This is a genomic window from Methylobacterium gnaphalii (genome assembly GCF_007992215.1).
Lineage (GTDB): Bacteria > Pseudomonadota > Alphaproteobacteria > Rhizobiales > Beijerinckiaceae > Methylobacterium > Methylobacterium gnaphalii.
Map to the genome: position 1 here is coordinate 82248 of NZ_BJZV01000006.1, position 21954 is coordinate 104201.

The 21954-nt window shown below is 68.5% G+C and carries 23 protein-coding genes; 10 read left to right on the forward strand and 13 right to left on the reverse strand.

The window, feature by feature from the left end; translation table 11 throughout:
- Positions 1 to 113 precede the first annotated feature (113 nt).
- Positions 114 to 1418, reverse strand: a complete 1305-nt coding sequence (locus MGN01_RS07225) for a DNA-packaging protein (RefSeq protein WP_147046043.1) — start codon at positions 1416 to 1418, stop codon at positions 114 to 116.
- Between the two features lie 75 nt (positions 1419 to 1493).
- Positions 1494 to 2027 (reverse strand): hypothetical protein, encoded by a 534-nt coding sequence (locus tag MGN01_RS07230; protein ID WP_147045916.1) that lies wholly within the window; start codon positions 2025 to 2027, stop codon positions 1494 to 1496.
- A gap of 387 nt (positions 2028 to 2414) precedes the next feature.
- Between MGN01_RS07230 and MGN01_RS07235 the strand changes: the two genes are divergently transcribed.
- The 4 genes from MGN01_RS07235 to MGN01_RS07250 all read left to right on the forward strand — a co-directional run bounded on the left by MGN01_RS07235 (position 2415) and on the right by MGN01_RS07250 (position 4616).
- A complete protein-coding gene (locus MGN01_RS07235) occupies positions 2415 to 2693 on the forward strand; it encodes a hypothetical protein (RefSeq protein ID WP_147045917.1) in 279 nt (92 codons plus the stop codon).
- A gap of 347 nt (positions 2694 to 3040) precedes the next feature.
- Positions 3041 to 3256 (forward strand): hypothetical protein, encoded by a 216-nt coding sequence (locus MGN01_RS07240; protein ID WP_147045918.1) that lies wholly within the window; start codon positions 3041 to 3043, stop codon positions 3254 to 3256.
- 569 nt (positions 3257 to 3825) lie between these two features.
- Positions 3826 to 4041 carry a DUF6894 family protein gene (locus tag MGN01_RS07245; RefSeq protein ID WP_238257653.1) on the forward strand — a complete coding sequence of 72 codons (216 nt, stop codon included), beginning with the start codon at positions 3826 to 3828 and terminating at the stop codon, positions 4039 to 4041.
- Positions 4042 to 4385: 344 nt separating this feature from the next.
- Positions 4386 to 4616, forward strand: a complete 231-nt coding sequence (locus tag MGN01_RS07250) for a DUF6894 family protein (RefSeq protein ID WP_147045919.1) — start codon at positions 4386 to 4388, stop codon at positions 4614 to 4616.
- 325 nt (positions 4617 to 4941) lie between these two features.
- Here MGN01_RS07250 and MGN01_RS07255 read toward each other — a convergent pair whose 3' ends face one another.
- The 3 genes from MGN01_RS07255 to MGN01_RS07270 form a co-directional block, all read right to left on the reverse strand.
- Positions 4942 to 6816, reverse strand: a complete 1875-nt coding sequence (locus MGN01_RS07255; RefSeq protein ID WP_147045920.1) for a cation:proton antiporter domain-containing protein — start codon at positions 6814 to 6816, stop codon at positions 4942 to 4944.
- 982 nt (positions 6817 to 7798) lie between these two features.
- The gene (locus MGN01_RS07265) at positions 7799 to 8458 is read right to left on the reverse strand and encodes a DUF1345 domain-containing protein (RefSeq protein WP_147045922.1); all 660 of its coding nucleotides are present in this window, start codon (positions 8456 to 8458) and stop codon (positions 7799 to 7801) included.
- Between the two features lie 38 nt (positions 8459 to 8496).
- The gene (locus tag MGN01_RS07270; protein WP_238257651.1) at positions 8497 to 8727 is read right to left on the reverse strand and encodes a BrnA antitoxin family protein; all 231 of its coding nucleotides are present in this window, start codon (positions 8725 to 8727) and stop codon (positions 8497 to 8499) included.
- 246 nt (positions 8728 to 8973) lie between these two features.
- On the opposite strand from MGN01_RS07270, the gene MGN01_RS07275 reads away from it, so the two are divergent.
- From MGN01_RS07275 to MGN01_RS07285, 3 genes are all read left to right on the forward strand, one after another.
- Positions 8974 to 9282: a hypothetical protein gene (locus tag MGN01_RS07275; RefSeq protein ID WP_373319149.1), complete on the forward strand. Its 309-nt coding sequence runs from the start codon at positions 8974 to 8976 to the stop codon at positions 9280 to 9282.
- 129 nt (positions 9283 to 9411) lie between these two features.
- A complete protein-coding gene (locus MGN01_RS07280; protein ID WP_280178539.1) occupies positions 9412 to 10158 on the forward strand; it encodes a phosphatidylserine decarboxylase in 747 nt (248 codons plus the stop codon).
- A 22-nt stretch (positions 10159 to 10180) separates the two neighbouring features.
- The gene (locus tag MGN01_RS07285) at positions 10181 to 11008 is read left to right on the forward strand and encodes a CDP-alcohol phosphatidyltransferase family protein (protein WP_147045925.1); all 828 of its coding nucleotides are present in this window, start codon (positions 10181 to 10183) and stop codon (positions 11006 to 11008) included.
- A 34-nt stretch (positions 11009 to 11042) separates the two neighbouring features.
- Here the strand turns inward: MGN01_RS07285 and tam are convergent, their stop codons facing one another.
- Positions 11043 to 11816, reverse strand: coding sequence for a trans-aconitate 2-methyltransferase (tam, locus tag MGN01_RS07290; protein ID WP_147045926.1), 774 nt, complete (start codon positions 11814 to 11816; stop codon positions 11043 to 11045).
- A gap of 135 nt (positions 11817 to 11951) precedes the next feature.
- Here tam and mscL point away from each other — a divergent pair, with 135 nt between their 5' ends.
- Positions 11952 to 12380, forward strand: coding sequence for a large conductance mechanosensitive channel protein MscL (gene mscL, locus MGN01_RS07295; RefSeq protein WP_147045927.1), 429 nt, complete (start codon positions 11952 to 11954; stop codon positions 12378 to 12380).
- A gap of 11 nt (positions 12381 to 12391) precedes the next feature.
- Here the strand turns inward: mscL and MGN01_RS07300 are convergent, their stop codons facing one another.
- The 6 genes from MGN01_RS07300 to MGN01_RS07325 all read right to left on the reverse strand — a co-directional run bounded on the left by MGN01_RS07300 (position 12392) and on the right by MGN01_RS07325 (position 18323).
- The gene (locus MGN01_RS07300; RefSeq protein ID WP_147045928.1) at positions 12392 to 12658 is read right to left on the reverse strand and encodes a hypothetical protein; all 267 of its coding nucleotides are present in this window, start codon (positions 12656 to 12658) and stop codon (positions 12392 to 12394) included.
- A 178-nt stretch (positions 12659 to 12836) separates the two neighbouring features.
- Positions 12837 to 13250: a DUF1236 domain-containing protein gene (locus tag MGN01_RS07305; RefSeq protein ID WP_147045929.1), complete on the reverse strand. Its 414-nt coding sequence runs from the start codon at positions 13248 to 13250 to the stop codon at positions 12837 to 12839.
- Between the two features lie 232 nt (positions 13251 to 13482).
- Positions 13483 to 14229, reverse strand: coding sequence for a sigma-70 family RNA polymerase sigma factor (locus MGN01_RS07310; RefSeq protein WP_147045930.1), 747 nt, complete (start codon positions 14227 to 14229; stop codon positions 13483 to 13485).
- Between the two features lie 181 nt (positions 14230 to 14410).
- On the reverse strand, positions 14411 to 15229 hold the full coding sequence (locus MGN01_RS07315; protein WP_147045931.1) for a class II glutamine amidotransferase: 819 nt from the start codon (positions 15227 to 15229) through the stop codon (positions 14411 to 14413).
- A gap of 101 nt (positions 15230 to 15330) precedes the next feature.
- Complete coding sequence (locus MGN01_RS07320; RefSeq protein ID WP_147045932.1) at positions 15331 to 16449, reverse strand: hypothetical protein; 1119 nt, start codon at positions 16447 to 16449, stop codon at positions 15331 to 15333.
- Entirely contained in the window at positions 16449 to 18323 is a 1875-nt protein-coding gene (locus tag MGN01_RS07325; RefSeq protein ID WP_147045933.1) for a quinol:electron acceptor oxidoreductase subunit ActD, read from the reverse strand. The genes MGN01_RS07320 and MGN01_RS07325 overlap by 1 nt, the downstream gene beginning before the upstream one ends.
- A gap of 349 nt (positions 18324 to 18672) precedes the next feature.
- Here MGN01_RS07325 and MGN01_RS23450 point away from each other — a divergent pair, with 349 nt between their 5' ends.
- Together MGN01_RS23450 and MGN01_RS07330 are read left to right on the forward strand one after the other, a co-directional pair.
- Complete coding sequence (locus tag MGN01_RS23450; RefSeq protein WP_170245860.1) at positions 18673 to 18834, forward strand: hypothetical protein; 162 nt, start codon at positions 18673 to 18675, stop codon at positions 18832 to 18834.
- Positions 18835 to 19093: 259 nt separating this feature from the next.
- Complete coding sequence (locus MGN01_RS07330) at positions 19094 to 21694, forward strand: P-loop NTPase family protein (protein WP_147045934.1); 2601 nt, start codon at positions 19094 to 19096, stop codon at positions 21692 to 21694.
- A gap of 39 nt (positions 21695 to 21733) precedes the next feature.
- Here the strand turns inward: MGN01_RS07330 and MGN01_RS07335 are convergent, their stop codons facing one another.
- Positions 21734 to 21943, reverse strand: a complete 210-nt coding sequence (locus tag MGN01_RS07335; RefSeq protein WP_147045935.1) for a hypothetical protein — start codon at positions 21941 to 21943, stop codon at positions 21734 to 21736.
- Positions 21944 to 21954: the final 11 nt, after the last annotated feature.

Here is a 21954-nt window from a genome sequence, read left to right on the forward strand (position 1 = left end):
CAGCCGGAGGCCAGGAATCGCCGAGACGTCCGGAGCCCTCCCGCGAGAGCGACGCCCCGCGCCGCCACCGGATGAGGGGGCCGGGTGGGATTACCATTCGGGGCTGGCCTGCCTCACAACACCCGCACGCGCGGCTCGGCCTGGGGCGTCAGCATGAGATGCGTCAGCGCCCAGACCAGGGCATCGAGCCGATCGGGCGAGGCGCCGGTGGAGAGGCCGCCGGGGCCGAAATCGCAGAGTTCGTCCTCCAAGGCCGGCAGGGCGCCGACATGGTGGACGCGGCCCCTGGCGTAGAGCAGCGAGACCGGCTCGGCCCGCAGATACTTTCCGCGCGTGGCGCGCACCGGGGTGACGGGCACCGAGGGGTCGACCTCGGCCATCACCGAGGTGACCATCTCGCCGCCCTGGTTCACCTCGACGACGAGGGCGTCGGCGCGCAGCCTGTGATAGAGCGCCAGAGCCGCCCGCGCCCAGCGTTCCGGCGGGGCCTGCCCCAGCGTGGCGTCGGCGATCACATAGGCCGTGCCGTCGGAGGCGAGCCCGGCGGCGACGATGCCGCAGGCATCGGCTCCGGCACGGGAGGAGGCTGGCGGATCGACCGCCACCACCAGCCGCACCAGGACCGGCGCGGCGGCCACACGGGCCGCCTCGATGGCCTCGCGGGTCCAGAGGGCGTCGGCCCGGTCCTCGATCAGCTCACCGTCGAGTTCCTGCCGGCCGAGGCGGGTGCCGGCATAGCGGCCGACCACCGTCTCCAGAAAATGCGGCGCCAGGTTGTGCGCGTTGTCGGCCGTGCGGGCGCGGGTGACGGCGGTGCGCGGATCGTCGAGCAGCCGGCGCAGCAGCGGGACCGGCCGCGGCGTCGTGGTGACCAGGCCGCGCGGATGCGTGCCGAGGCGCAGGCCGAACTGGATCATGTCGAAGGCGGTCTCGGCGTAGCGCCATTTCGCCACCTCGTCGGACCAGGCCGCCCCGAATTGAGGCCCGCGCAGGGAATCCGGCTCCTCCGCCGAGAAGGCGAGGGCGACCGCGCCGTTGGCGAAGGTGAGCCGGCGCCGCGAGGGCTGCCAGAGCGGCCGCGCCCCGCCGAGACAGGGCAGCGCGAGCAGGCCCGAGGGCCCCTCGATCATCACGTCGCGCACGTCGGCATAGGTCTCGCCGACGAGGGCGATGCGCCCGACCGGCTCCGGCGTCAGACCGGGATCGCCATGGGCAAGCCCGCGCACCCATTCCGCGCCGGCCCGCGTCTTGCCCGCGCCGCGCCCGCCGATGAAGGCCCAGGTCGTCCAGTCGCCGGGCGGCGGAAGCTGGTCGTCGCGGGCGAGCTGCAGCCAGTCATCGGCGAGCGCCGCCAGATGCTCGGGCGGCAGGCTCTCCAGGAAGGCCGTCAGCGTGCCGGCCTGCCGCGAACGCCTCATAGCGTCGCGCGAGATCCGCGCGGAGGGCGGCGAGATCCTGCCAGCGCTCTCCATCCGCGTCTCCGTCGGGGTCGGTTAAGCGTGGGCCGAGAGGTCGTCGAGGAGGCGCTTGAGGCCACCGAGGTCGCGCAGGAGCCGCGCGGTGTCGTCGGCCGGGCCGGCGCTGCGCAACTTGTCGTCGAAGGCCGCGATCTGGCGGGCGATGTGGTAGCGCAGGGCCGCGTCGAGATCGGCGAGGTCCGGTGCCCCCGCCGGCAGCGGCCGCGTCGCGGGGGCCCTCACCGCCGTGAGCCCGCAGGCCAGCATCAGGACGCCGGTCTCGTCGCGCTTCACCCCCATCGCCTCGGCGAGGTCGCCCGGATCGAGGTCGCCGCGCCCGAGTAGCCGGGCGGCCGCCGCCACGCGCCGCTTCGTCCAGTAGCGCGGATTGGTCTCGAGCCGGGAGGCGCGTGTCCAGGGCCGGATGCGCGCCTGGCTGTTCCAGAGACGCACGGTCGCGACGGGGACGCCCGTCTGCGCGGCGATGGCCACCATGCTGAGATCGCTGTCTTCCAGCAGGGCCAGGACGCCTTGGCGCGTCTCCGGCGTGTGCGGGCTCCGGAATGCCATCGCCGCCCCCGCCGTCTCGTCACACCTCTGGAACGTTCACTGTTTGTACTCAAGCAGCGTCGCGCTGTCAATCGCAAAATTCCTATCGAAGGAATTTATTGTGAGATGAGGGGATGCAGAGGAAAAGCGGCGGACCGGAACCCGTAGCGCGAAACGCGGCTCGGTCCGCCACCCGTTCGGCTTCGCCGTGACGAAACCGGAGCGGTGTCCTTTAAGAGCGCCCGCAGGCCTCGGCTGCAATGGGTAGAAAGTACGCCTTCGAAAGGAGCACGCCGATGGTTGCTGCCGGCGAGCGGGGGCAGCCCGGTGCTGAGCGTCATCCATCGTACAGTTCGGGAAATTTCTCCTCAGCGCCGCGTTCGTTTGTATTCCCCTACAGGAGACACGATGAACACGATCCGACTCGCCCTTCTGGGTGGCTTGATGCTCGCTTCCCCGGCGATCGCGCAGCCCGCGACGGCTCCGGGCGCGGGGCAGCCGGCCTCCCGTCCCGTCACCGGCGGGCAGAACAACACCGGCAACGACCGAGACGCCGTCGTGCCGCGCGGCTCCACCGGCGCCGACACCTACCAGTCAAATTCCTCCGCGGCCGGCAACGCCGCCCAGCCGGAGCGCGCCGTGCCGCAGGGCAGCGGTGGCGCGAGCGGCAGCGGATCGTCCCAGTAAGGCGCGTCCCGAGGCCGCCCGGCACCGGCTGGGCGGCCTGCCGCAGGATGGGCCTCCCCGACGTCAGGGATAGACGAACGGGTCGAGACCCCGGCCTTCCCGGTGATCGACTGCCGCGCGCAGTCGCCCCCTCCATTCCGACCCCTCTGCCATGCCGACCGGCCCCGGACGCTCAAGGCCGCTGCCCGGCCAGCCGGGCTGCGTGCGGCGCGGCACATCGCTCCGGTAACCGGGATGCGAGGCTCGCGAACATGAACGGAAGCCGACAGACGATCTCACCGCCCGTTCAAGAGGACGTGGCTAGGGTCGCTGGGCTCAGAGATCCCTCGAAGGGAAGTTACGACGCCATGGAAACCGAAGCCCTTGAACGGCCCGCCGATCTCGCTGTCTGGCCTGCTCTCACCGAGAGTGCCGCGCAGATGGTCTCCACGCATTACGCGAGTCTGCGCGAGGCGCTCGCCGCCGCGGCCCGCGTCCTGGCCGATTCGTCCCGGCAGCCCTGGATCATCACCGAGGACGGCGAGATGCTCGCCCCAACCGCCATCCGCGGCTATCTGAACTGAGTAATTCATCCGCACGCATCGAATCGTGCACCGGCCCGTTCGCGCCCATCGGGGCTGCGTCGGCATCCCAAGGCCGCCCATCGAGGCGGCCTTTTTGCTGTCGATCGCGCGGCTATGCTGCCAATTGTGAAGCGGCGGTGAGACGCCAAGAACTGACCAAATCTTCTCCCGCGTAGCCCAATGTGGTGTTGTCGCAGGGATCTTATCGAACTATTGAATAGTTAATCTGGCCGAATCAGTCGACGCCCTATTCCGGGCGAGTTCTGTCGTGAAGAAGGCGAGTGAGTTTCTGCAGAACCTTGCGGATATGCTCGCGAACCTGCGCGTCTTTATCCGAAGAGACCTTAACAGTATTTTCTCTTAGGGTCCGCTCCTCTTCAGGCACGACATGGGTACTCCTCTGCTAAAAAGGCTGAGTACTCGACTTAGCGGATATCCAATTCAACATTCATACCACATATTAGATCAACAATACAGTGAAGATTGCAGCGGTCCACCCTCAAGCTTGTGGTTTACTGCGTACTCACGGGCCGAAATGGCTGTCCTGGCCGTCAGCCTAGGAGAGGAAAGTGTTGGCGCGATATTATTTCGACTTGGATGACGGGCAAACGATCATCCGCGACGAGGATGGCGTCATTGCCGACAACTTCGCTCAAGCCGTTGAGCAGGCCCGTCGCGCCGTCGAAGAGATGCGCGCCAGCGGGGAGCTTCCCGAGACGACCGATGGCTGGTTCCTCATCATCCGCGACGAGGATGGCGACGAGCTGAAGCGCGTTCAGCTTTGACGCCGTGACGGTCGCCCGATGCCGCCGCCAAGCGCGGCCCAAGACTGGAGCCTGTATGCGTCTCGACGCCAAAACCGCACGGGAATCAGCGGGTTGCAGGTCTTCCGTCCGTGCCCCGAGATCCACGTCCCGTAGGTCGATATCGATGTAAGCGACGGACGGCGAACCTTCAGAGACGCCACCGGCAAAGTCATCCGTGAAGCCTCGCTCTCGCGACGGAGCAACGGGCGGATGAGAGAACGCTTTCGAACCTTTGCTTTGCGCGCAATCCGGAATGCATTAAGTATCCAATCCGACCGCCGGCAACGAAGCTTGCGGCAACCCAAGGCGGAAACCTGGGCGCGATGGGGCGGTTTTTCTTCGATATTTACGATGGCGTCGAGCTACGCGACGATGTCGGCCGCGACATGGAGGACGGCGCGATCCTGCGCGCCGAAGCGCTCAAGGCCGTGACCCATCTCGCTGCAGCCGAAGCGGAAGATGCAAGAGAGACGACGCTCGTTCTGACAGTGCGGGACGAGGGGGGTAACCGTCGGCTGAAGGTGCGTCTGGTGTGTCAGGTCGAGGAGTTCTAGCCGCCTCCTTCCCGAGCTCCATCAGAACCATATCCAGGAGAGTTCGAAGGCGGAAACTGCCTTTCCTCCCGAGGATGGACCGAGCCTCCTGGCAGAGAGCCGTGACACCCCCGAGAGCGCAGTGATCGTCCGGCACGTACAACCTCGATCGATAGTCCCATTCTTAAGCAGGCTAGTTCTTCTTTTCCGGAGGCGTCCAGCAGCCTTCGGTTGAATGTCCGCAACTGTACAGTTCCAGGGCGATCACCTCGCTAGCCGCGCCGTCATGGCGAGGCGAAGAGCCGGTGCAGGCGCTCCCATCATGTGGCGGCCCCGAGCGGAGACATCACAGAAACCGGTCTGTGCCCTCATCGTGCTGATGTCTCAGTTCAGGGGTTCCCCTGACGGGTCCCGTTGTCTTGTCCGATCCGAAGCGGCTTTCGGTCCGGGCCGAATCGATGAACAGGCGGGCCTCGCCCTCTCTGATGCCGAGACTGCGCAAGGCGTAGAGCGACATGCCGAGCGACAATTCCCGCTCTCCCATCAGGACAAGCCCCACCCGATCCTCCTCGAGCCGCAGCCGCTCGGCTTCACTGTGGGTGCGCACCACCGTGTCGATCGCCGGGTTCAACGCGCGTGCGGCCTCCACGAGCCGGTGGGCCTGATGCGGATCGGGCGTGGCGATCACGAGCAGATGCGCCTCCCGGATGCCGGCCGCTTCGAGAATCCCGGGCGCCGTTGCGTTCCCGAAGACCGCCGGAATGCCGGCTGCGCGCAGATCCAGCACGCGACGCCGGTCGCGCTCCACCACCACAAAGGGCAGATCCCAGGCCTGCAGCGTCGCGCCGATACTGCTGCCCACGCGCCCGTAGCCGACGATCACGACGTGGTTGCGTCTGCGCGACGTCTCGGACGAGGCGGCCGCGTCGGCCGCGCCTCGGCCCTTGAAAGGCGCAGCAAGGCCCGGATGCCTGGCGACAACCTGCTTCATCTGCGCCGCGAGGGCGAAGAACAGCGGGTTTAACGTGATCGAGAGCAGGGCGCCTCCCAGGATCAGATTGCGCCCCTCTTCCGGCAGCAGTTTCAGAGAGAGGCCGAGCGTCACCAGGATGAAGGAGAATTCGCCGATCTGGGCCAGGCTCGCGGCGATGGTCAACGCCGTGCCGATCGGGTGCCGGAAGGCGACGACGATCGCCACGGCGGCGAGTGACTTGCCGATCATGATCACGCCGAGCACCGCGAGGACCGAGAGCGGCTCGCGCAGGAGAATGCTCGGATCGAACAGCATGCCGATCGAGACGAAGAACAGGACCGCGAAGGCGTCTTGGAGCGGCAGGGAATCGGCTGCGGCCTGATGGCTGAGATCCGACTCGGCGAGCACCATTCCCGCGAAGAAGGCCCCGAGCGCGAAGGAGACGCCGAACAGCTCCGCCGAGCCGAAGGCGATCCCCAGCGCCATGGCCAGAACCGCGAGGGTGAACAGCTCACGCGAGCCGGTCCGCGCCGCCTGATCCAGCAACCAGGGGATGACGCGGCGTCCGGCAACCAGCATCAGGCCGGCGAAAAGCCCGACTTTGGCGAGCGTCAAAACGACGGTGAGCAGCAGGCTCCCGGCATAGCCGGGCCCGACCAGATGCCCGATGAAGGCGTTGACGGTGCCGGCCGTCGTGTGGGTGGTAGCCTTCGCTTCGCCGCCGAGGGAGGGCGCGATCGCCGGCAGGACGACGAGCGCGAGCACCATCGCCAGATCCTCGACGATGAGCCAGCCCACGGCGATGCGCCCGTCATCGGTGTCGAGCAGACCGCGCTCCTCCAGGGCCCGCAACAGCACCACGGTGCTCGCGACCGACAGCGCGAGGCCGAAGACCAGTCCCTGGCCGAGGCTCCACCCCCACGCCGCGGCAAGGCCGACGCCCATGGCCGTTGCCGCCACGATCTGCACGACGGCCCCCGGCAAGGCGATCGCGCGCACGGCCATGAGGTCCTTGAAGGAGAAGTGCAGACCGACGCCGAACATCAGGAGGATGACGCCGATCTCCGCCAGCTGGCCCGTGAGATTGCTGTCTCCGACAAATCCCGGCGTGTACGGCCCGAGGAGAACGCCCGCGAGCAGATAGCCGACCAGGGGAGGCAGCCTGAGACGCTGCGCGAGCATTCCGCAGACGAAAGCGAGCGTCAGGCCGACAGCGATGATGGCGATCAGTTCGGTCGCATGCGGCAAGGGATCGTGGCCTTCGGAAACGGACGGGGTGTTCGCAACAATGATCTTAGACGCAGGCGGCCGGGAGACAGATCCCGGCGGGAGCGCCATGCGGCCTCAGCGCAGCCGAACGGGCGAGGCAGGCAGGGGCGAGCGGAAGCCGCCGACGCCACGGCCGTCGGGAGGCCGCCAGACGCGGTCGTCCCGGGCGCAAAGGCTGCGACGCATCCTGGCCCGGGAGGCATGGCCCGCGCCGGGGTGACCGGGGCAGCCTCGTCCGGCCGGCTCGCGAGACCTCGCGGCCCTCCACCGATGCGGGCGGCCCGGATGCTGGGACCTGCGGGGAGGGCATGTTCGACGAGGCGGGCTGCGCGGCCTTCCCGACGCGCGTGCGGTTCCCTGCCTAAGCGGGGAGCGGCGATGCGGCGGGCCGGCTGGAGCCTTACCCGCCCTTTGCGCTGGCAGACGGCTCGGATGAGTCTGCCTCATCCACGAGCCCGCGCCGTTGGGGTCTGGCCTTGCACCCTGCACGCCGGAGAGGGGGAAACGTTCAGCTGAGAGCTCCCGTGACGTCGACGAAGCCTTGCGCCCCCGTTGCCAGGCAGGCCTCGAGCAGCAGGCAGAGTCCGCCAAGGAGCACGACCCCGGTCGCGGCTCGCACGAGATCTCTCGTGCGAACGGGCGGCCTGGCCGGCCGGCCGGCGAGCGAGCTTCGCGCTCTGCGAGCATGCGAGGAGGTGCGGTGCATGGGGCGACTCCGCAGCGGAAGGTGTCGTTTTGTGAACGCTCCCTGGTTGAGCCTTCATCCCGGCGCGCGCCGCTTGCCGACCTTGCCTGTGCGCTGTCGCACAAGGTTTGAGGGGAAAAGAGATTTCGCCCTGCTCGTTGTCGACGATGACTGAGCTTGGACTGTTCTTCAGGCCGAGGCAGGCCCTCACGAGGCCCCACCATTCCGCAAAGACCGATCGGGCCGGAGCCGGGACAATCGCCGCTGCCCCGCGGCTCAATGCTGGACGAAGCCGGCCGCCATGTTGATGGCGAGGGCCAGGATGCTGGTGTTGAAGAAATACGCGTAGATCGTCTGCACCGTCGCGATGCGGCGCATGCGCTTCGAGGTGATGTCGGTGTCGGAGGTCTGCGACGTCGCGCCGATCGTCACGGAGAAGTACAGGAAGTCCCAGAAATCAGGGTTCGCGTCGCCGTTAAAGTCCAGCCCGCCGCGGCTGCCGCCCTTCTCGTCCGAGCCGTAATAGACATGGGCGTAGTGGATCGTGAAGACGATCTGCACGAAGACCCAGGTGCAGACCATCGTCGCGGCGGCCAGGGCGAGATGGGCCGCCTTGTAGCCGTCATGCTCCTGCTGGCCGAAGACCAGCATGGCGACGGAGCCGATGCTCGCGGCCGCGGCCAGGATGGCGAAGAGCGAGATCACCGGCGCGCTGTCGTCGAGGCGCGAGGCCTCGCGGCGCAGGGCGTCGGGTGTGCCGTCGGCGGCGTTCCAGGTCACCATGGTCGTGTAAACCACGACAGCGGCGCACCAGCCGAGGAGCAGGCGCGTCCAGATCGAGGCGAAGGGCAGGGCCGCCGTCAGCACGAGCGCGACGAGGATCGCGCCGAGGAGGCGCGGGCGCATCCAGAAGGCCCGAAACGGGTTCACGGACATGCGGCGCTCCCCGCCTCGGGCAGGCCGGGCCGCCTCGCTCAGGACAACCCGGCCGCCTCGCGGAGCGCGGCGTTGAGGCGATCCTGCCAGCCCGGCCCGTCGGCCTGGAAGTGTTCCAGCACGTCGCGATCGATGCGCAGCGAGACCTGCTCGCGCGCCCCCGGAATGACCGGCCCCTTCGCCACGGATGCGGCCTCGACCGGCTTCGTGGTGGTCTTCTTGAAGGCCGCCTCCGCCGCGTCGCGGGCGCTCATCGTCGATCGTGCCATGGCTCTCGCTCTCCGCCGGCCGGAGGATCCGCCGGCCCGTCCCGCTCGTTGCCGTATCGATGCGCCGAGCCGCGCGTCCGCGCAATGGGGCACGCCGACATCCCGTTCCCGCCGCGCAGTGGGGTGATGACAGGAAATCAGAGGATCGAAGCGATCGCGGCGATCGATGTCGTGCCTGCCCCTGGTGTTGAGGGGGCAAGCCGTGTTTCAAGCAGCCTGCAACAAGAGACGTGAGGGAGCGAAACCTTGAAGAGATTCTGGATGGCGGCCGTTGTCGGGCTCGCCACGATTGTTCCGGCCCTGGCACAGCCCTATGGCGGGCGGGACTACGGCTACGACAGACGCGATTACGACCGCGACTACCGTGACCGCGGTTACAATGACCGCGACTACCGCGGACGCGAGCGCAACCGCGGCGACTATGCCTTCGACGAGCGCGAGTACCTGCGCTGCAACCCCGATGTCCGCCGCGCCATCGTGAACGGGCAGGTGACCTCCGGCCTCGCCCATTACCGCACCTTCGGACGCCGCGAGAACAGACGCCTGAGCTGCTGACCGGGGCCCGTTCCGGGACATGGCCGCCGCCGGGGCGGCCGACGATGCGGCCCGCCCGGCTCTCGCCGGACGGGCCGCAGCCGCTATGGGCCGCAGCCTCGCCGGTTGACGGCGGCGCGGGTGCCTGCCATCGCGAGACGACGCGCGAGACAGTGCCAGGGCGCCATGACCGACCTCTTCGAGACGATCCGCCGGACCCTCGTGCCGATCCACAAGGAGGGCTACCCCTTCATCCTGATCGGCATCGTGCTCACGGTGCTGCTCGGCTACTTCGCCCAGGCCTTCTTCTGGATCTTCCTGATCCTGACGCTCTGGGTCTGCTACTTCTTCCGCGATCCCGAGCGGGTGGTGCCCTCCGGCGAGGGCCTCGTCATCGCCCCGGCCGACGGGCGCGTGAACCTGATCTCCACCGTGGTGCCGCCGCCCGAGCTCGACCTCTCGCACGAGCCGATGCTGCGCATCTCGGTCTTCATGAACGTGTTCGACTGCCACGTGAACCGCGTGCCGGTGACCGGCCGGATCGGCCAGATCCACTACACGCCCGGGCTCTTCCTCAACGCCGAGCTCGACAAGGCCAGCGACGACAACGAGCGCAACGGCCTCGTCATCGAGACGATCCACAAGGGCGTGCCGCTGCGCGTCGGCGTGGTGCAGATCGCCGGGCTGGTGGCGCGGCGCATCGTCGGCTTCGTCTCGGCGGGCGACACGCTTCAGACCGGCGAGCGCTTCGGCCTGATCCGCTTCGGCTCGCGGGTGGACGTCTACCTGCCGACCACCGCCCGCGTGCTGGTTGGACTCGGCCAGAAGTCGGTGGCCGGCGAGACGGTGCTCGCTGATCTCGGGGGCGGCCCGGAGCGGGCGTTCCGCCGTATCTGAGCGCCGAGCGGACGGAGGCGACATGGACGATCTTTTCCCGCCCTTCGCGCCGGATGCGAACGAACCCCGGCGGCGGCGGTTCAAGCCGATTCCGTTCCGGATGATCGCGCCGAACATGATCACGCTGCTCGCGCTCTGCCTCGGGCTGACCGCGATCCGGCTGGCCTTCGAGGGGCGATTCGAGCCGGCCGTGATCTCGGTGGTGGTGGCGGCGGTCCTCGACGGGATCGACGGGCGCGTGGCGCGCCTGCTCAAGGGCACCTCGCGCTTCGGCGCCGAGCTCGACTCGTTGGCCGACTTCGTGAATTTCGGCTGCGCGCCGGCCCTGATCCTCTACGGATTCGCGCTCCACCACCTGAAATCGGTCGGCTGGATCGTGGCGCTCGTCTTCGCCATCGCCATGGCGCTGAGGCTCGCCCGCTTCAACGCGATGCTCGACGATCCGAACCGGCCCGAATGGAAGAAGGACTTCTTCGTCGGCATGCCGGCACCGGCCGGCGCGCTCACCGGCATGCTGCCACTCTACCTGCACTTCCTCGGCCTGACCTTCGAGCGCTGGGCCGCGCCGGTGCTGCTCGTCTACGTCCTGTGCATCGCCCTCCTCGTGGTCTCCACCGTGCCGACCTTCTCCGGCAAGACCTGGGGCAAGCGCGTGCCGCGCGAGCACGTGCTGCCGATCTTCCTCGTCCTCGTCGTGGTGTTCGGCCTGGTGATCAGCTTCCCCTTCGAGACGATGGTGACGCTGGCGGTCGTCTACCTCCTCGCCCTCCCGGTCGGCGCGATGCAGTACCGCCGCCGCGTGAAACTGGAGGCGGCTGCGCCAACGCTGAACGAGACCCACGAGCCCTGACCCCTTCCCGGGCAGGGTGGGACGGTGCGATCGCTCAACCCCGCCGCGCCACCACGAAGAGGCGTGGAAAGCGCAGCAGCACCCGCCCGTCGCGCCGCCGCGGATAGGCCTCTTCCAGCGCCGCCTCGTAGGCCGCGAGGAAGCCGGCCCGCATGTCGTGGTCGAGCGGTGCCAGGAAGGGCCTCAGGCCCGTCGCCTGGAGCCAGGCGACGATCGCAGCTGCATCGGCCAGTGGGTGGACATAGGTCGTCTCCCAGGCGTCAACGCTGCAATTGGCCTCCCGCAACCAGTCGTAATAGGCCGCTGCCGGCGGGATCCGCTCGCGCATCGACTCGGCATCGCCGATCAAGTCGCTCCAAGGTCCGTCGGCCGCCACCCTGCGCATCAGAGCATGCGAGGGTTCGTTGAGGTTGTTGGGCACCTGGAACGCGAGGCAGCCGCCAGGCCGAAGCAGGCGCGCGAGCCGCGGGACCAGGGTCTCATGGTCGGGCAGCCATTGCAGCACGGCGTTGGAGAAAATCAGGTCCGGCGGATGGTGCGGCGCGTAGTCGCGAAGGTCGGCCTGCACGAAGTCGACGCGCGGCAAGGTGCTCCGAGCCTGGGCGAGCATGTCCGGTGCGCTGTCGATCCCGGTGATGCGGGCCTTCGGGAAGCGCGCGGCGAGCAGTGCGGTCGAATTGCCCGGGCCGCAGCCGAGATCGCAGACTGAAACGCCCTGGTCGAGCGGCACGCGGGCCAGGAGGTCGGCGGCTGGCCGGGTCCGCTCCGCGGCGAAGCGCAGGTACTGCGCGGCGTTCCAATCCGACATGCCGCCCTCACCCACGCGGTGCCTGAATTTCGACCGAGGGATGCAATCGATCGTGGAAAGTCGAGCCCAGCCGCTTGGCATGCCCGCATCCTGCAATAGCCTGACTGCCGGACTCGCAAATTCAGGAGACGACGAATGTTGGAGGAATTCAAGAAGTTCGCTCTGCGCGGCAACGTCGTCGATCTCGCGGTCGGCGTGATCATCGGCGCGGCCTTCGGCGCCATCGTCACCTCGCTCGTACAGGACATCATCATGCCGATCATCGGCGCGGTGACAGGCGGCCTCGACTTCTCGAACTACTATGTCGCGCTGTCATCCAAGGTAACTCCGGGCCTCGCCTACGGCGATGCCAAGAAGCTCGGTGCGGTGGTCGGCTACGGCCAGTTCCTGACGCTCGCGGTGAATTTCACGATCGTCGCCTTCGTGCTCTTCATGGTGATCCGGGCCATGAACAAGCTGAAGACCAAGGAGGAGGCCAAGCCCGAGGCCGTTGCCGAGGTCCCGGCCGATGTGAAGCTGCTCACGGAAATCCGCGACATCCTCGCCGTGCGCACAAAGATTTGAGCCCCACGGCCTCAGCCGGTTTGGAGCGGCGGCTTCAATGTGGGTCCGAAGGCTTCGACAATCTGGTCGAGCGCCTGACCCACGGCCTCAGTGCCCTCCTCGTGCGTCTTGAGGCGGGTCTCAAGCCGTTCGATCTGAGGCACAAATTCGTGTGGTACGCCTGCCTCGTCACCGAGGAAGCGCGGCTTGCCATCGCCAACTGTGTAGATCGTACGAAGCTGTTGGCCGAGATGATCACGCACCGGTTCTGGCAGGCTCGTATCGCTGTCGTCGTTCATAGGTCGTTCGCACCTTGCATCTCTCAGGCAAATCAACGGGCGAACGGATCAAACGTTGCCGAAACGAGGTGAAAACTGTCGAGCAGTGAACGCTGCAACGGTCATTCTATGAAAAAGGCTCCGGCACGAGGTGCCGGAGCCTGTTCTCGACGAGTCGAATAAACTCGTCAGCGTGGGATCAATTGATCACTTCGATAATGTGGCCGCGGGTATCGACGAGGACCGGCGTATCGTTCACGACGGTGTAGCGGGTGCCGCGTGCGACGCGGTACTCGCTCGGCACATCGTAGTAGGTCACGCCGGAGCGGGGCAGCTCGGCACCCACAGCGACGCGGCCATTATAGTCGTAGGAGCGAACGTTGCGCTCACGCACGTAGGAGCGAAAGCGCGGGCGATCGTCGACGCCGAGAATGCCGCCGACCGTGCCGGTCGCAGCGCCGACGGCACCGCCAACCACGGCACCGATTGGCCCGCCGACATCGGCGCCTTCCTGCGCGCCGCGCTCAGCGCCGCGAATGGTGCCTTGCGCCTGCGCAGCCATCGGCAGCGCCAACGCGATGGTGGTCACAGCGAGAAGAGTCTTGAGTTTCATGGGACGCGTCTCCGTTTCCGATTTCTCGCAACGCAGCGAGCGTTGCGGACACGGCCCGGTAACTCCGCGACTCCGAAAAGGGATGCATCGAAAAATAAAAAGAGCCGATTCTTTTCGGCTAAGCCTCTCGCTCAGAACAGAATTTTTCAAGCCTAGTGATGGGCATAAGATCCGCTTCACGGCTGCCGGCATCGCTTCGGTGAGCCCGTTCCGGCTCTCCTACAGGGAGAGTTCAGGCTTCCTTTGGCATCGCCGATTGGATGAACCGGTCGGAGCCGAGGTCTTCCTCGTCGTAGCCGAGCAGCTCGGCGAGGCGGCCACGGGCGCGGCTGACGCGGCTCTTCACCGTGCCGACCTTGCATCCCATGATCGTCGCGGCCTCCTCGTAGGACACGCCTTCGGCACCCACGAGCACCAGCGCCTCGCGCTGGTCCGGCGGCAGCTTGGCCAGCGCTGACTGGAGGTCCTCTACGTCGAGCCGGTCTCCCTGGTGCGGGGCGGTGGCGAGGCGCGCCGCGTAGGAACCATCCTGGTCCTCGACCTCGCGCACGCGTTTGCGGTGGTCCGAGTAGAAGATGTTGCGAAGGATCGTGAATAGCCAGGCATTCAGGTTGGTGCCGGGCTGGAAGCGGGCGCGGTGCTGCCAGCCCTTCATCAGCGTGTCCTGGACGAGGTCGTCCGAACGAGCCGGGTTCGAGGTCAGAGAGAGCGCGAAGGCGCGAAGTGAGGGCACGGCCGCGAGCAGGCCGTTGCGGAAATCGGGATCGACGCGCTCGCCCTGCGCCTTCAGCGCGGCCTCGAGCTTCGTGATGAGATCGGCGAAGCGGGCGGTGACCGCATCCGGTGTTTCGATCGACTCGTAGACGGTGCGCAGCTGGTCGCCGAGATGCGTACGGATGCTCGCAGAGAGGTTCGGACGCCCTTCGGCGCCGTCCTCCGCGGGACGATCGAGGGTATCGGCGGTCTCGTTGCGGCTCATGATGCGATAAGCGTGCTTCGATCGGTGAATGTCGGGCGGCCCCAGCACCATCCCTACGCAGACGCCGTGACTGTATCGTATCGCGAAGGCGGGCGCACCCCGAGGAGCGAGCATGCCGGCCCGGCTATGATCGCTATCAGACCTTTTTCCGACCGGCGTGTCCCGCCCGCATCCGGATGGCTCAATTGCAGCCGCAGGGCAGGGCAACCTGGACGGGGCGGCGTCCCGGCCGCAGCAGACGCACGGCGCCGTCCTTGAACGCCACAGTGTCGCCGCGGGCAAGCTCGGTCCAGGTCTCATCGCGGGTGAGCGCCCGGGTCGCGATCATGGTGACCACGTCGGTCTCGGTCGTCTCCTGCGCGAAGTCGACGCGCCAATCCTCGTCGACCAGCGTTGCGGTGCCGAATGGCGCGCAGCGGGTGAGGTAGCAAAGCCGTTTGCCGCAATGGGCGTAGAGTACCCGGCTGTCCGAGAGGAGCATGTTGAAGACGCCGAGCGTGCCCAGGTCGCGGCACAGCTCGGCCACGAAGGTGTCGAGTTGCGCCGGTCGAGGCGGCTTCGGCCAGCGCTCCTGGAGCTGCGACATGATCCAGCAGAAGGCGTGCTCGCTGTCCGTCGAACCGACCGGCTCGAAGCGGCCGAGGGGCCGCCGCTTGATGCCCTTGAGCTGGCCGTTATGCGCGAAAGTCCAGCGCCGCCCCCACAGCTCGCGGCTGAAGGGATGTGTGTTCTCCAAGCTGACCCGGCCGCGATTGGCCTTGCGGACGTGCGCGACAACGATGCGGCTCTTGATCGCGTAGCGGCGCAGAAGCTTGGCGAGTTCCGACTGCGCGCTCGGATCGGGATCGTGGAACGAGCGGCAGCCGCGGCCGCCCTCGTAGAAGGTGATGCCCCAGCCGTCGGCATGCGGCCCGGTCTCGCCGCCGCGCTTGGCTAGGCCGGCGAAGGAGAAGCGGATGTCAGTGGGCACATTGGCGCTCATGCCGAGCAGTTCGCACATGGGCTTTCGAGATCAGCTCGTGTCGCGCGCCGCGAACGCGGCTGTCGATTGCCCCTTGATGTAGGACAGGCGAAGCGGACTTGGGAAGCGGGGAGCAGCCCTCACCGCGCGGGAAACAGCCTGCGCGCCAGAGGGATCAGTCCGACAGCCATGCCGGCGACGCCGACGAGCGTCAGGGCGTCGGTCAGCGTAATCTTGAACGAGCCGCGCATCGCGGGCGTCACGAACCAGTAGACGGCGAGGACCTGCACCCCTAGCGCCAGTGCCGCCACGACACGGGTGCGGTACTCGCCGGGCTTCAGGGTCACCGCTGCCGCGAGGAGGACGACCACTCCGGCGAAGGCGGCGAGCACCAGCCCCTCGCCGACGAGGCGCGCGCCGTACCAGAGTGTGGCCTCGGGCGAGCCGAGCACCAGCGCCTGCACGAGATGCATCACCGCCCATATCGCGAGCAGAACGGCGAGTGGTGTGAGCCGATCGAGCCGGCGTCGCGAGGGACCGACATCCGGCGGGGCAACCAGGATCGCCGCGCTCAGCGCCAGCGCGCTCCAGCCCGCGAGCAGCACCAACCCTGCGAGGCTTGAATGAAACCGTGCGAACACCGCCATGACCAGATCGGCTGCCGCGAGCGTCCCACAGACGATGTGCAGCCCGAGGCCGAGGATGGCGCGTCCGTCGTCGATGCGGCCAGCCTTGCCCCAGGGTTCGCCGCCGCGCCGCGCGAACATCATAGATAGGCCGATCCAGATCAAGAACACGAGGGTGAGGCGCAGGATCAGGAACGGCGTGGTAAACCAGATCGCGGCGAGCGGCGTCTCAGGCGGGGCTCCAGTTGCCCAGGGATAGAGATCTGGCAGGACAGCCAGGATTGGCAGCGCGAGCAGCGCCGCAACCGGCATCAGGCCGAGCAACCAGCGCAGGGTCTCAAGCAGGGCCGTCTCAGGCTGGGGCCGCCAGGCATCGGCCCGCTCGACCATGATCGCCACAGGAAGCGCCCCCACGGGCAAGGCGAGCAGGCAGAGCCAGGCCGGCAAGTAGGAGACTGCTAGCCGATGCCAGCCGCCCAGCAGCAGGGCGAGGCCGAAGGCCACCGCGCCGATGCCGAGCCCGGCGGCGCTGCGCCTGGCCGGGGCGAGCAGGAAGGCGCGCGCGGTTCGGGGCAGCGCGACCTCCTCCCTACGGCCGGCCTCGTCCCGCGATGGGTCCCACGGGAGGCTCATCAGGCGACTTTCCGGATCGTCAGCGGCCGGCCGTCCGCCGCGGGCAGAGCCATCAGCCGCTGCTCGATGCGCTCGGCCTCGCCTGGCTCGCCGCCGACCCGCGCCGTCAGCACGAAGCTACTGCGTCCGGCCTGCCAGACATCAGCATCCCTGGGCTGACGCCGGCCCCGCGCCGCAAGGAGCGCCGCCAAAGCCGCAAGTGTGCCTGCGGTCAGCGCTGCCATCAGACTCGGAAGGACGAGGGAGGGCCAGGCGCCCCAGGGTGCAGCGCCGGCCGCCAGCGGGATTGCAGTGAGGCAGACCGCCAGAACGCCGCATCCGCCGAGAAGCGCGCCGGCCAGTGCGGTGAGTCGAATCGGGGTGACGGCCGGTCGCAAGACCTCGAGAGCCTCCGGGATCGGCACCGGGCCCAGCGCGTCGAGACGCAGGCTGCGGTCGCGTGCCCGTAGTACACTGGCCGCGGCGGCGAGCGTCCTGGCGGAGGCGAACTCGGCCGCAACAAACCGGACTCCGGCAGAGGACAAAATCCCTGGGTCCGGGATTTTCGGTGGCGGGGCGGTGAGTGCTCCCACTGGATTGTGAGCGAGGACAAGCGCACGCATCTGCGCGATCGAGACGATCGGCAGCGTCTGCAGAACGAGGATCAGTCCGGTCAAGAACAGGGCGACAGAGCCCGCGAGAGCGGCGATGCCTGCGATATCGGCTGCGGGCGGGACCAGTGCGGACGCGTCCCGGAGCGTGACGGCGAGACCCATCGCGCGGTCGGCATAGGCGCCGACGGCAACGAGCGTGCCGACCACGGCGACGGCCAGACCCGAGCGGCGCAAGCGCGGCAGCCAGAAGAGCTGTGGCGGCAGCAACCCGCAGGCGACCACCGTCCAAAAGGCCGGGGCGAGGTCGCCGTGGAAGCCCCGCGCCACGGTGTCCCGCGCCGCCGCCTCGCCATGCAGCAGTACCGCCAGGATGGTGGTAGCGTGGCAATACAGGCTGGAGAGGCCGAGGACGAGGATCAGCCTGGCCAAGATGTCGAGATGGCGGCGGGTAATCAGGCCGCAGAGCCCGTGCGTCGCGCGGATCACAACGACCGCGGCGGCGCTCGCTCCAACCCCGGAGAGCACGGCGTCGACGAGAAAGGTGACCGGCAGGAGCGTGTCCTGCCGTCCCGGCGCCGCCGTGGCTGCCTGCATGACCGAGGCGCCTACCTGCAACGCGATGGCGAGCAGGGCACCGAGCAGCGCCGTAGAGCGATGCGCCTCCTCCCAGAGTCGCCATTGCAGGGCCGAGCCGCGCCAGCCACCCGCCAGCCAGCCGTAGAACCGGGAGGCGCCAGGTTCGTGCAGGATCGCGAGATCGGGCAACAGGCCGATGAGCCAATGGCTGGCGCAGACCACGACGAGGCTAGCGGTGCCAGCCACCTGCCAGGAGGCGGCCGATCCGAAGGGCGGAGACAGGCCGATACCGTCCATCCACGGCGCCGCCGGTGCACCGGCGCAGAACCCAGCGGCGATGGCGGCGAGCAGCGCCACCGTCTCGGTGATGCGGCCCACCGCACAGCGCCACTCGACACCTGCAAGCAGCAGTACGGCCGAGACCAGCAGACTTCCTTCCGCGATTCCGATCCAGCCCTCGTAGCTCGCCACGGCGACGAGCGCGCCCTGCTCGGCCGACCTCGGGACGAGGGCGCAGACAGCCGCCAGCGCCCCGCAGGCCCCGGCTGCGATCAGCCAGCGTCGCCGCCCGGCCCGCGGCGCGAGCACGATGTCCGTGACGATGCGGGCGACGCTCTCGACACTCTCGCCCGGCGCGACGATCCGCTCGCCATAGAGACTCTCGGGCAGGGGCGTGAGAACCTTGGGGAACGCTTTCGCCGTCACGATGCCGAAATCCGCGACTGCCGGTGACGTACTCGCTCACTCATCGCCGATCGCCCGCTCCCCTCGACGACACTTCGGTTCCTCCATGGGCCGTGCCAGCTTTTCGCTGGCACCCTAGCGGGATCGCCAGCATTCGGAAAACCGAGGGCATCCGCGCGATAGCGCAAGGGCCTAGAAGCGTCACACGCGTGGGTAACGGACCATGGGCGAAGCCACTGCCGATCCGCTCGCACGCTATGAGCGGTTCTTCGCTCGCCCCTCGCCGGCGAGCCCGACTTGGAGGAGATGGCTTCACTCTAAGCCTCGGCTTTCATCGCGGCGACGTCCACGGGCGTGATGGCCAGCCGGAATGACGATCGGATCCAGGGCGATGCGGATGCACGGCATCGACACCGTGCTGATCGACTGGATCGCGCCCTATGCCACGGAAGCCAAGCCGGACACGGACATCGCCTTACCGTCGGCCCTCTCGGCCAAGTCCTCGACGGATAGCCCCCGGGTGTTCGGCTGATGACCGGCGACGAGCTCGCGCTGCTGAGGGAGTACGGGAACGTCTGAGGATGTGCCGCGCCGCACCTGTCGAGTGCATCCCCAGCCTCTCCATGCCCCGCAATCCGACGCGTCTTCGCGGAAAATAGCTGGAGCTTCAGGCGGTTCGTTTCGTACGGCCTCGCTGGAGAACCGGTTTCCACTTTTGCGCATCATGCTCTAAGCCCGCTCGTGCATGAGACGCATCGAGCCCCGCCATCGCAGCCCCGTGCGGCCCGTCGATGGAGCGTGATCCGATCCTGTTCGGTTGGCGCTCGGCGCCGCGGGCGCACGCCCTGGCCGTGGCGCTCGGCGTCGGGCTCGGTACCCCGCTCGCCCTGTTCGCGCTGCTCTGCCTGCGCGACCTGATCGACCTTCTCGTACCGGGAGCCTCCGAGCCGCGGCGCTTCCTGGCGCTGGCCCTGCCGCTTCCCGGCCATCCACCGGCAGTGCTTCCGATCGCCTCCGGCTTGCCCATGAGCGGGCATGGGCTGCTGCTCGCGGCGTTGCTCGGGCTCGCCGTCGCGGCTCTGGCCTTCGCCGGGCTCGGCTGGCTGGTTGCCCGCGTCTGCTTCTCCGCCCAGGCTCGGGCAGCATCGCGCCTGCGCGCCACGGCCGTCGATGCGATCCTGCGCGCTCCGCCTGGCGCCCGCGAGGACGTACGCGCCTTGCCCGGCCTGACAGGGTCGGCGCTCGCCGGATTGCCTGCTGCCGGCATCCTGGTGCCGGCTATGACGCTCGCCGCCGTGCTGCTGGCGCTCGCCACCGCTGCGCTCGTTGCGGCGCGCCTCGTCCCGGCGATGGCGATCGGCCTCCTTGCCGTCGGCCTCGCCCGCGCTCTTCAGATCCGACGCGGACTCGAACGCACCAGCCTGCGTCAGCAGGAACAGGCGGCGGTGGAGGCCGGGCTCGGTGACCTGATCCTGCGGATGCCCGCCGTGCGCGCGCACGGCTCGGCGATGTTCGAGCGGCGTCGGCTCGGCCTGCGCGCTCGCGCCACGCACGGCACCCTGGCCCGGGCCGAGGCCGCGCTGGCCTACGCACGCGCGCCGGCTCTCGCCCTGGTCGTGCTGCTCCCCGCGATCTTCGTGGCGACGGCCCTCTGGCACGGCCCGGGCGCGCCTGAGGGGGCCGAGCCCACCATGCCTGGCGCGCTCGCTGCGGCGGCGGCCGCCTTCGTGCTCGCAGCGGCCATGATCGCGGCGTTCGTGCGGCTGTGGTTCCTCAGGATGGAAACCGCGCCGACCTATCAGAGACTGGCGCAAGCCCTCGACGGACTCGCCGACAAGCGGACCGCCCCGCATCGCGCAGCCGCCTTCCCGACCTCGGGCCCACTGATCGCCACCGATGCAGGTGCCTACGATCCGGCGAGCGGTGAGCGGCTCACAGGCCTCGACGCGGTGCTGCCGATGCCAGCCCATATCGCCATTGTCGGCGAGCGCGGCAGCGGGGTGCAGGCGCTCGCAGCGCTGCTCGCCGGCCAGATCGAGCCGAGCGTCGGCGCGATCACCTATGGTGGGGTCGACTTGCGCAGCCTCGACCCGGTCGAGCGCGCCCACCGCATCGCCTTCGCTGGCTCGGAGGCGATCCTGATCGAGGGCACGCTGAAGCAGAACCTGCTCTACGGCGCGCGGATCGACGAGCGTGAGGCGCTCGGCGAACAGGGCCGCATCGCGCTCCTCAAGCTCTCGGGTCTCGATGCCCTGATCTACGCGCGGGGCCTGGAGGGCACCATCGACCCCGACGCCGAACCGGCAACGGCGCAGGCCATCGTCGCAGCCCGCGCGGCGGTGCGCGAGGCTCTCGCCGCGCAGGGCATGGCCCGGCTCGTCGAGCCGTTCGATCCGGCCCTCTACAACCATCAGGCGACGGTAGGCGAGAACATCCTGTTCGGTGAGGCGGTGGGCGCCACCTTCTCGCAGGAGCGGCTTGCCGGCCACCCCTACCTGCGTGCGGTGCTGGAGGCGGAAGGCCTGACCCGCAGCTTCATCGAGATGGGTCTCGCCATCGCACGCTCCACTGTGGAGATCTTTTCCGACCTGCCCGACGACCACCCGCTTTTCGACGGCTTCTCGCTGTTTCCGGCGCGCGAGCGCGGCTTCTTCGAAGATCTGATCGCCCGCCAGCCCGACGGGCGCAGTTGGCGCCGCGGCCCCGCCGGTGCACGCGACCGCGAGCGGCTGATCGGCCTCGCCCTGCGCTACAGCGAGACGCGTCACCGCTTCGGACTGATCGATCCGGAGCTAGAGGAGCGGATCGTCGGCGCCCGTGCGTCCTTCGCGCGGCTAATGCCCCCGAAATTCAAGGACAAGATCGATCTCTACGATCCTGCCCGCGTCACTGCCGCGGCGAGCCTCGAGGAGAACGTGCTGTTCGGCCGCATTACCCAGGGCGAGGCGGGTGCCGAGCAGCGCGTGCGCGCCCTCATTCGCCAGGTGCTCGCCGACCAGGGGTTGGAGCCCGCCGTCTACCGGCTCGGGCTCGCCAGCCGCGTTGCGTCGAGCGGTCCAGGCACGGCTGTGGCTCGGCGGCAGGGCCTCACCGAGGGCGGCATCGGCCCGCGCGACCGGGTCGCCATCGACCTCGTGCGCTGCCTCGTACGCCGGCCCGACATCCTGGTGGTTGGCCTGCTGCCGGACGAGCGAAAGTCGGAGGAGATCGCCGCGCGGATCATGCGCCTGCGCATGATCCGGCAGAATCTAGGCCTGATTGTTTGCCTGCCCGACGCCGAGACCCTGAGCCGCCTGCCCCCCTTCGACGCGGTGCTCACCGTCGCGCGCAACGCCGCGACGCTGGCGAGCAGCAGCCCCGCTGACCAACCTGCGCCTTCGCACGCAGCGTAAGATTCCGTTTCGACGACCGCGATCGGACTGAGTAGGCTTTCAGCGCCTGTCTCGGGACGGGTCGACGTGCAGGAAGCTGCGCTCGCCGGTCGCCGCCTCGGCAATGAGCTGGATCGTATCGAGCAGCTCAGCCATGGACTTGGTCCCGGCCGGCCGGAATTGAGCATCCGCCGTGACGCTGCGCTTGGCCGTGCGGCCGGCGGCCACCTGCGCCTCGCTGAGTGCGTCGAAATCCCGGTGGCGAGCCATGGCCTTTCCTC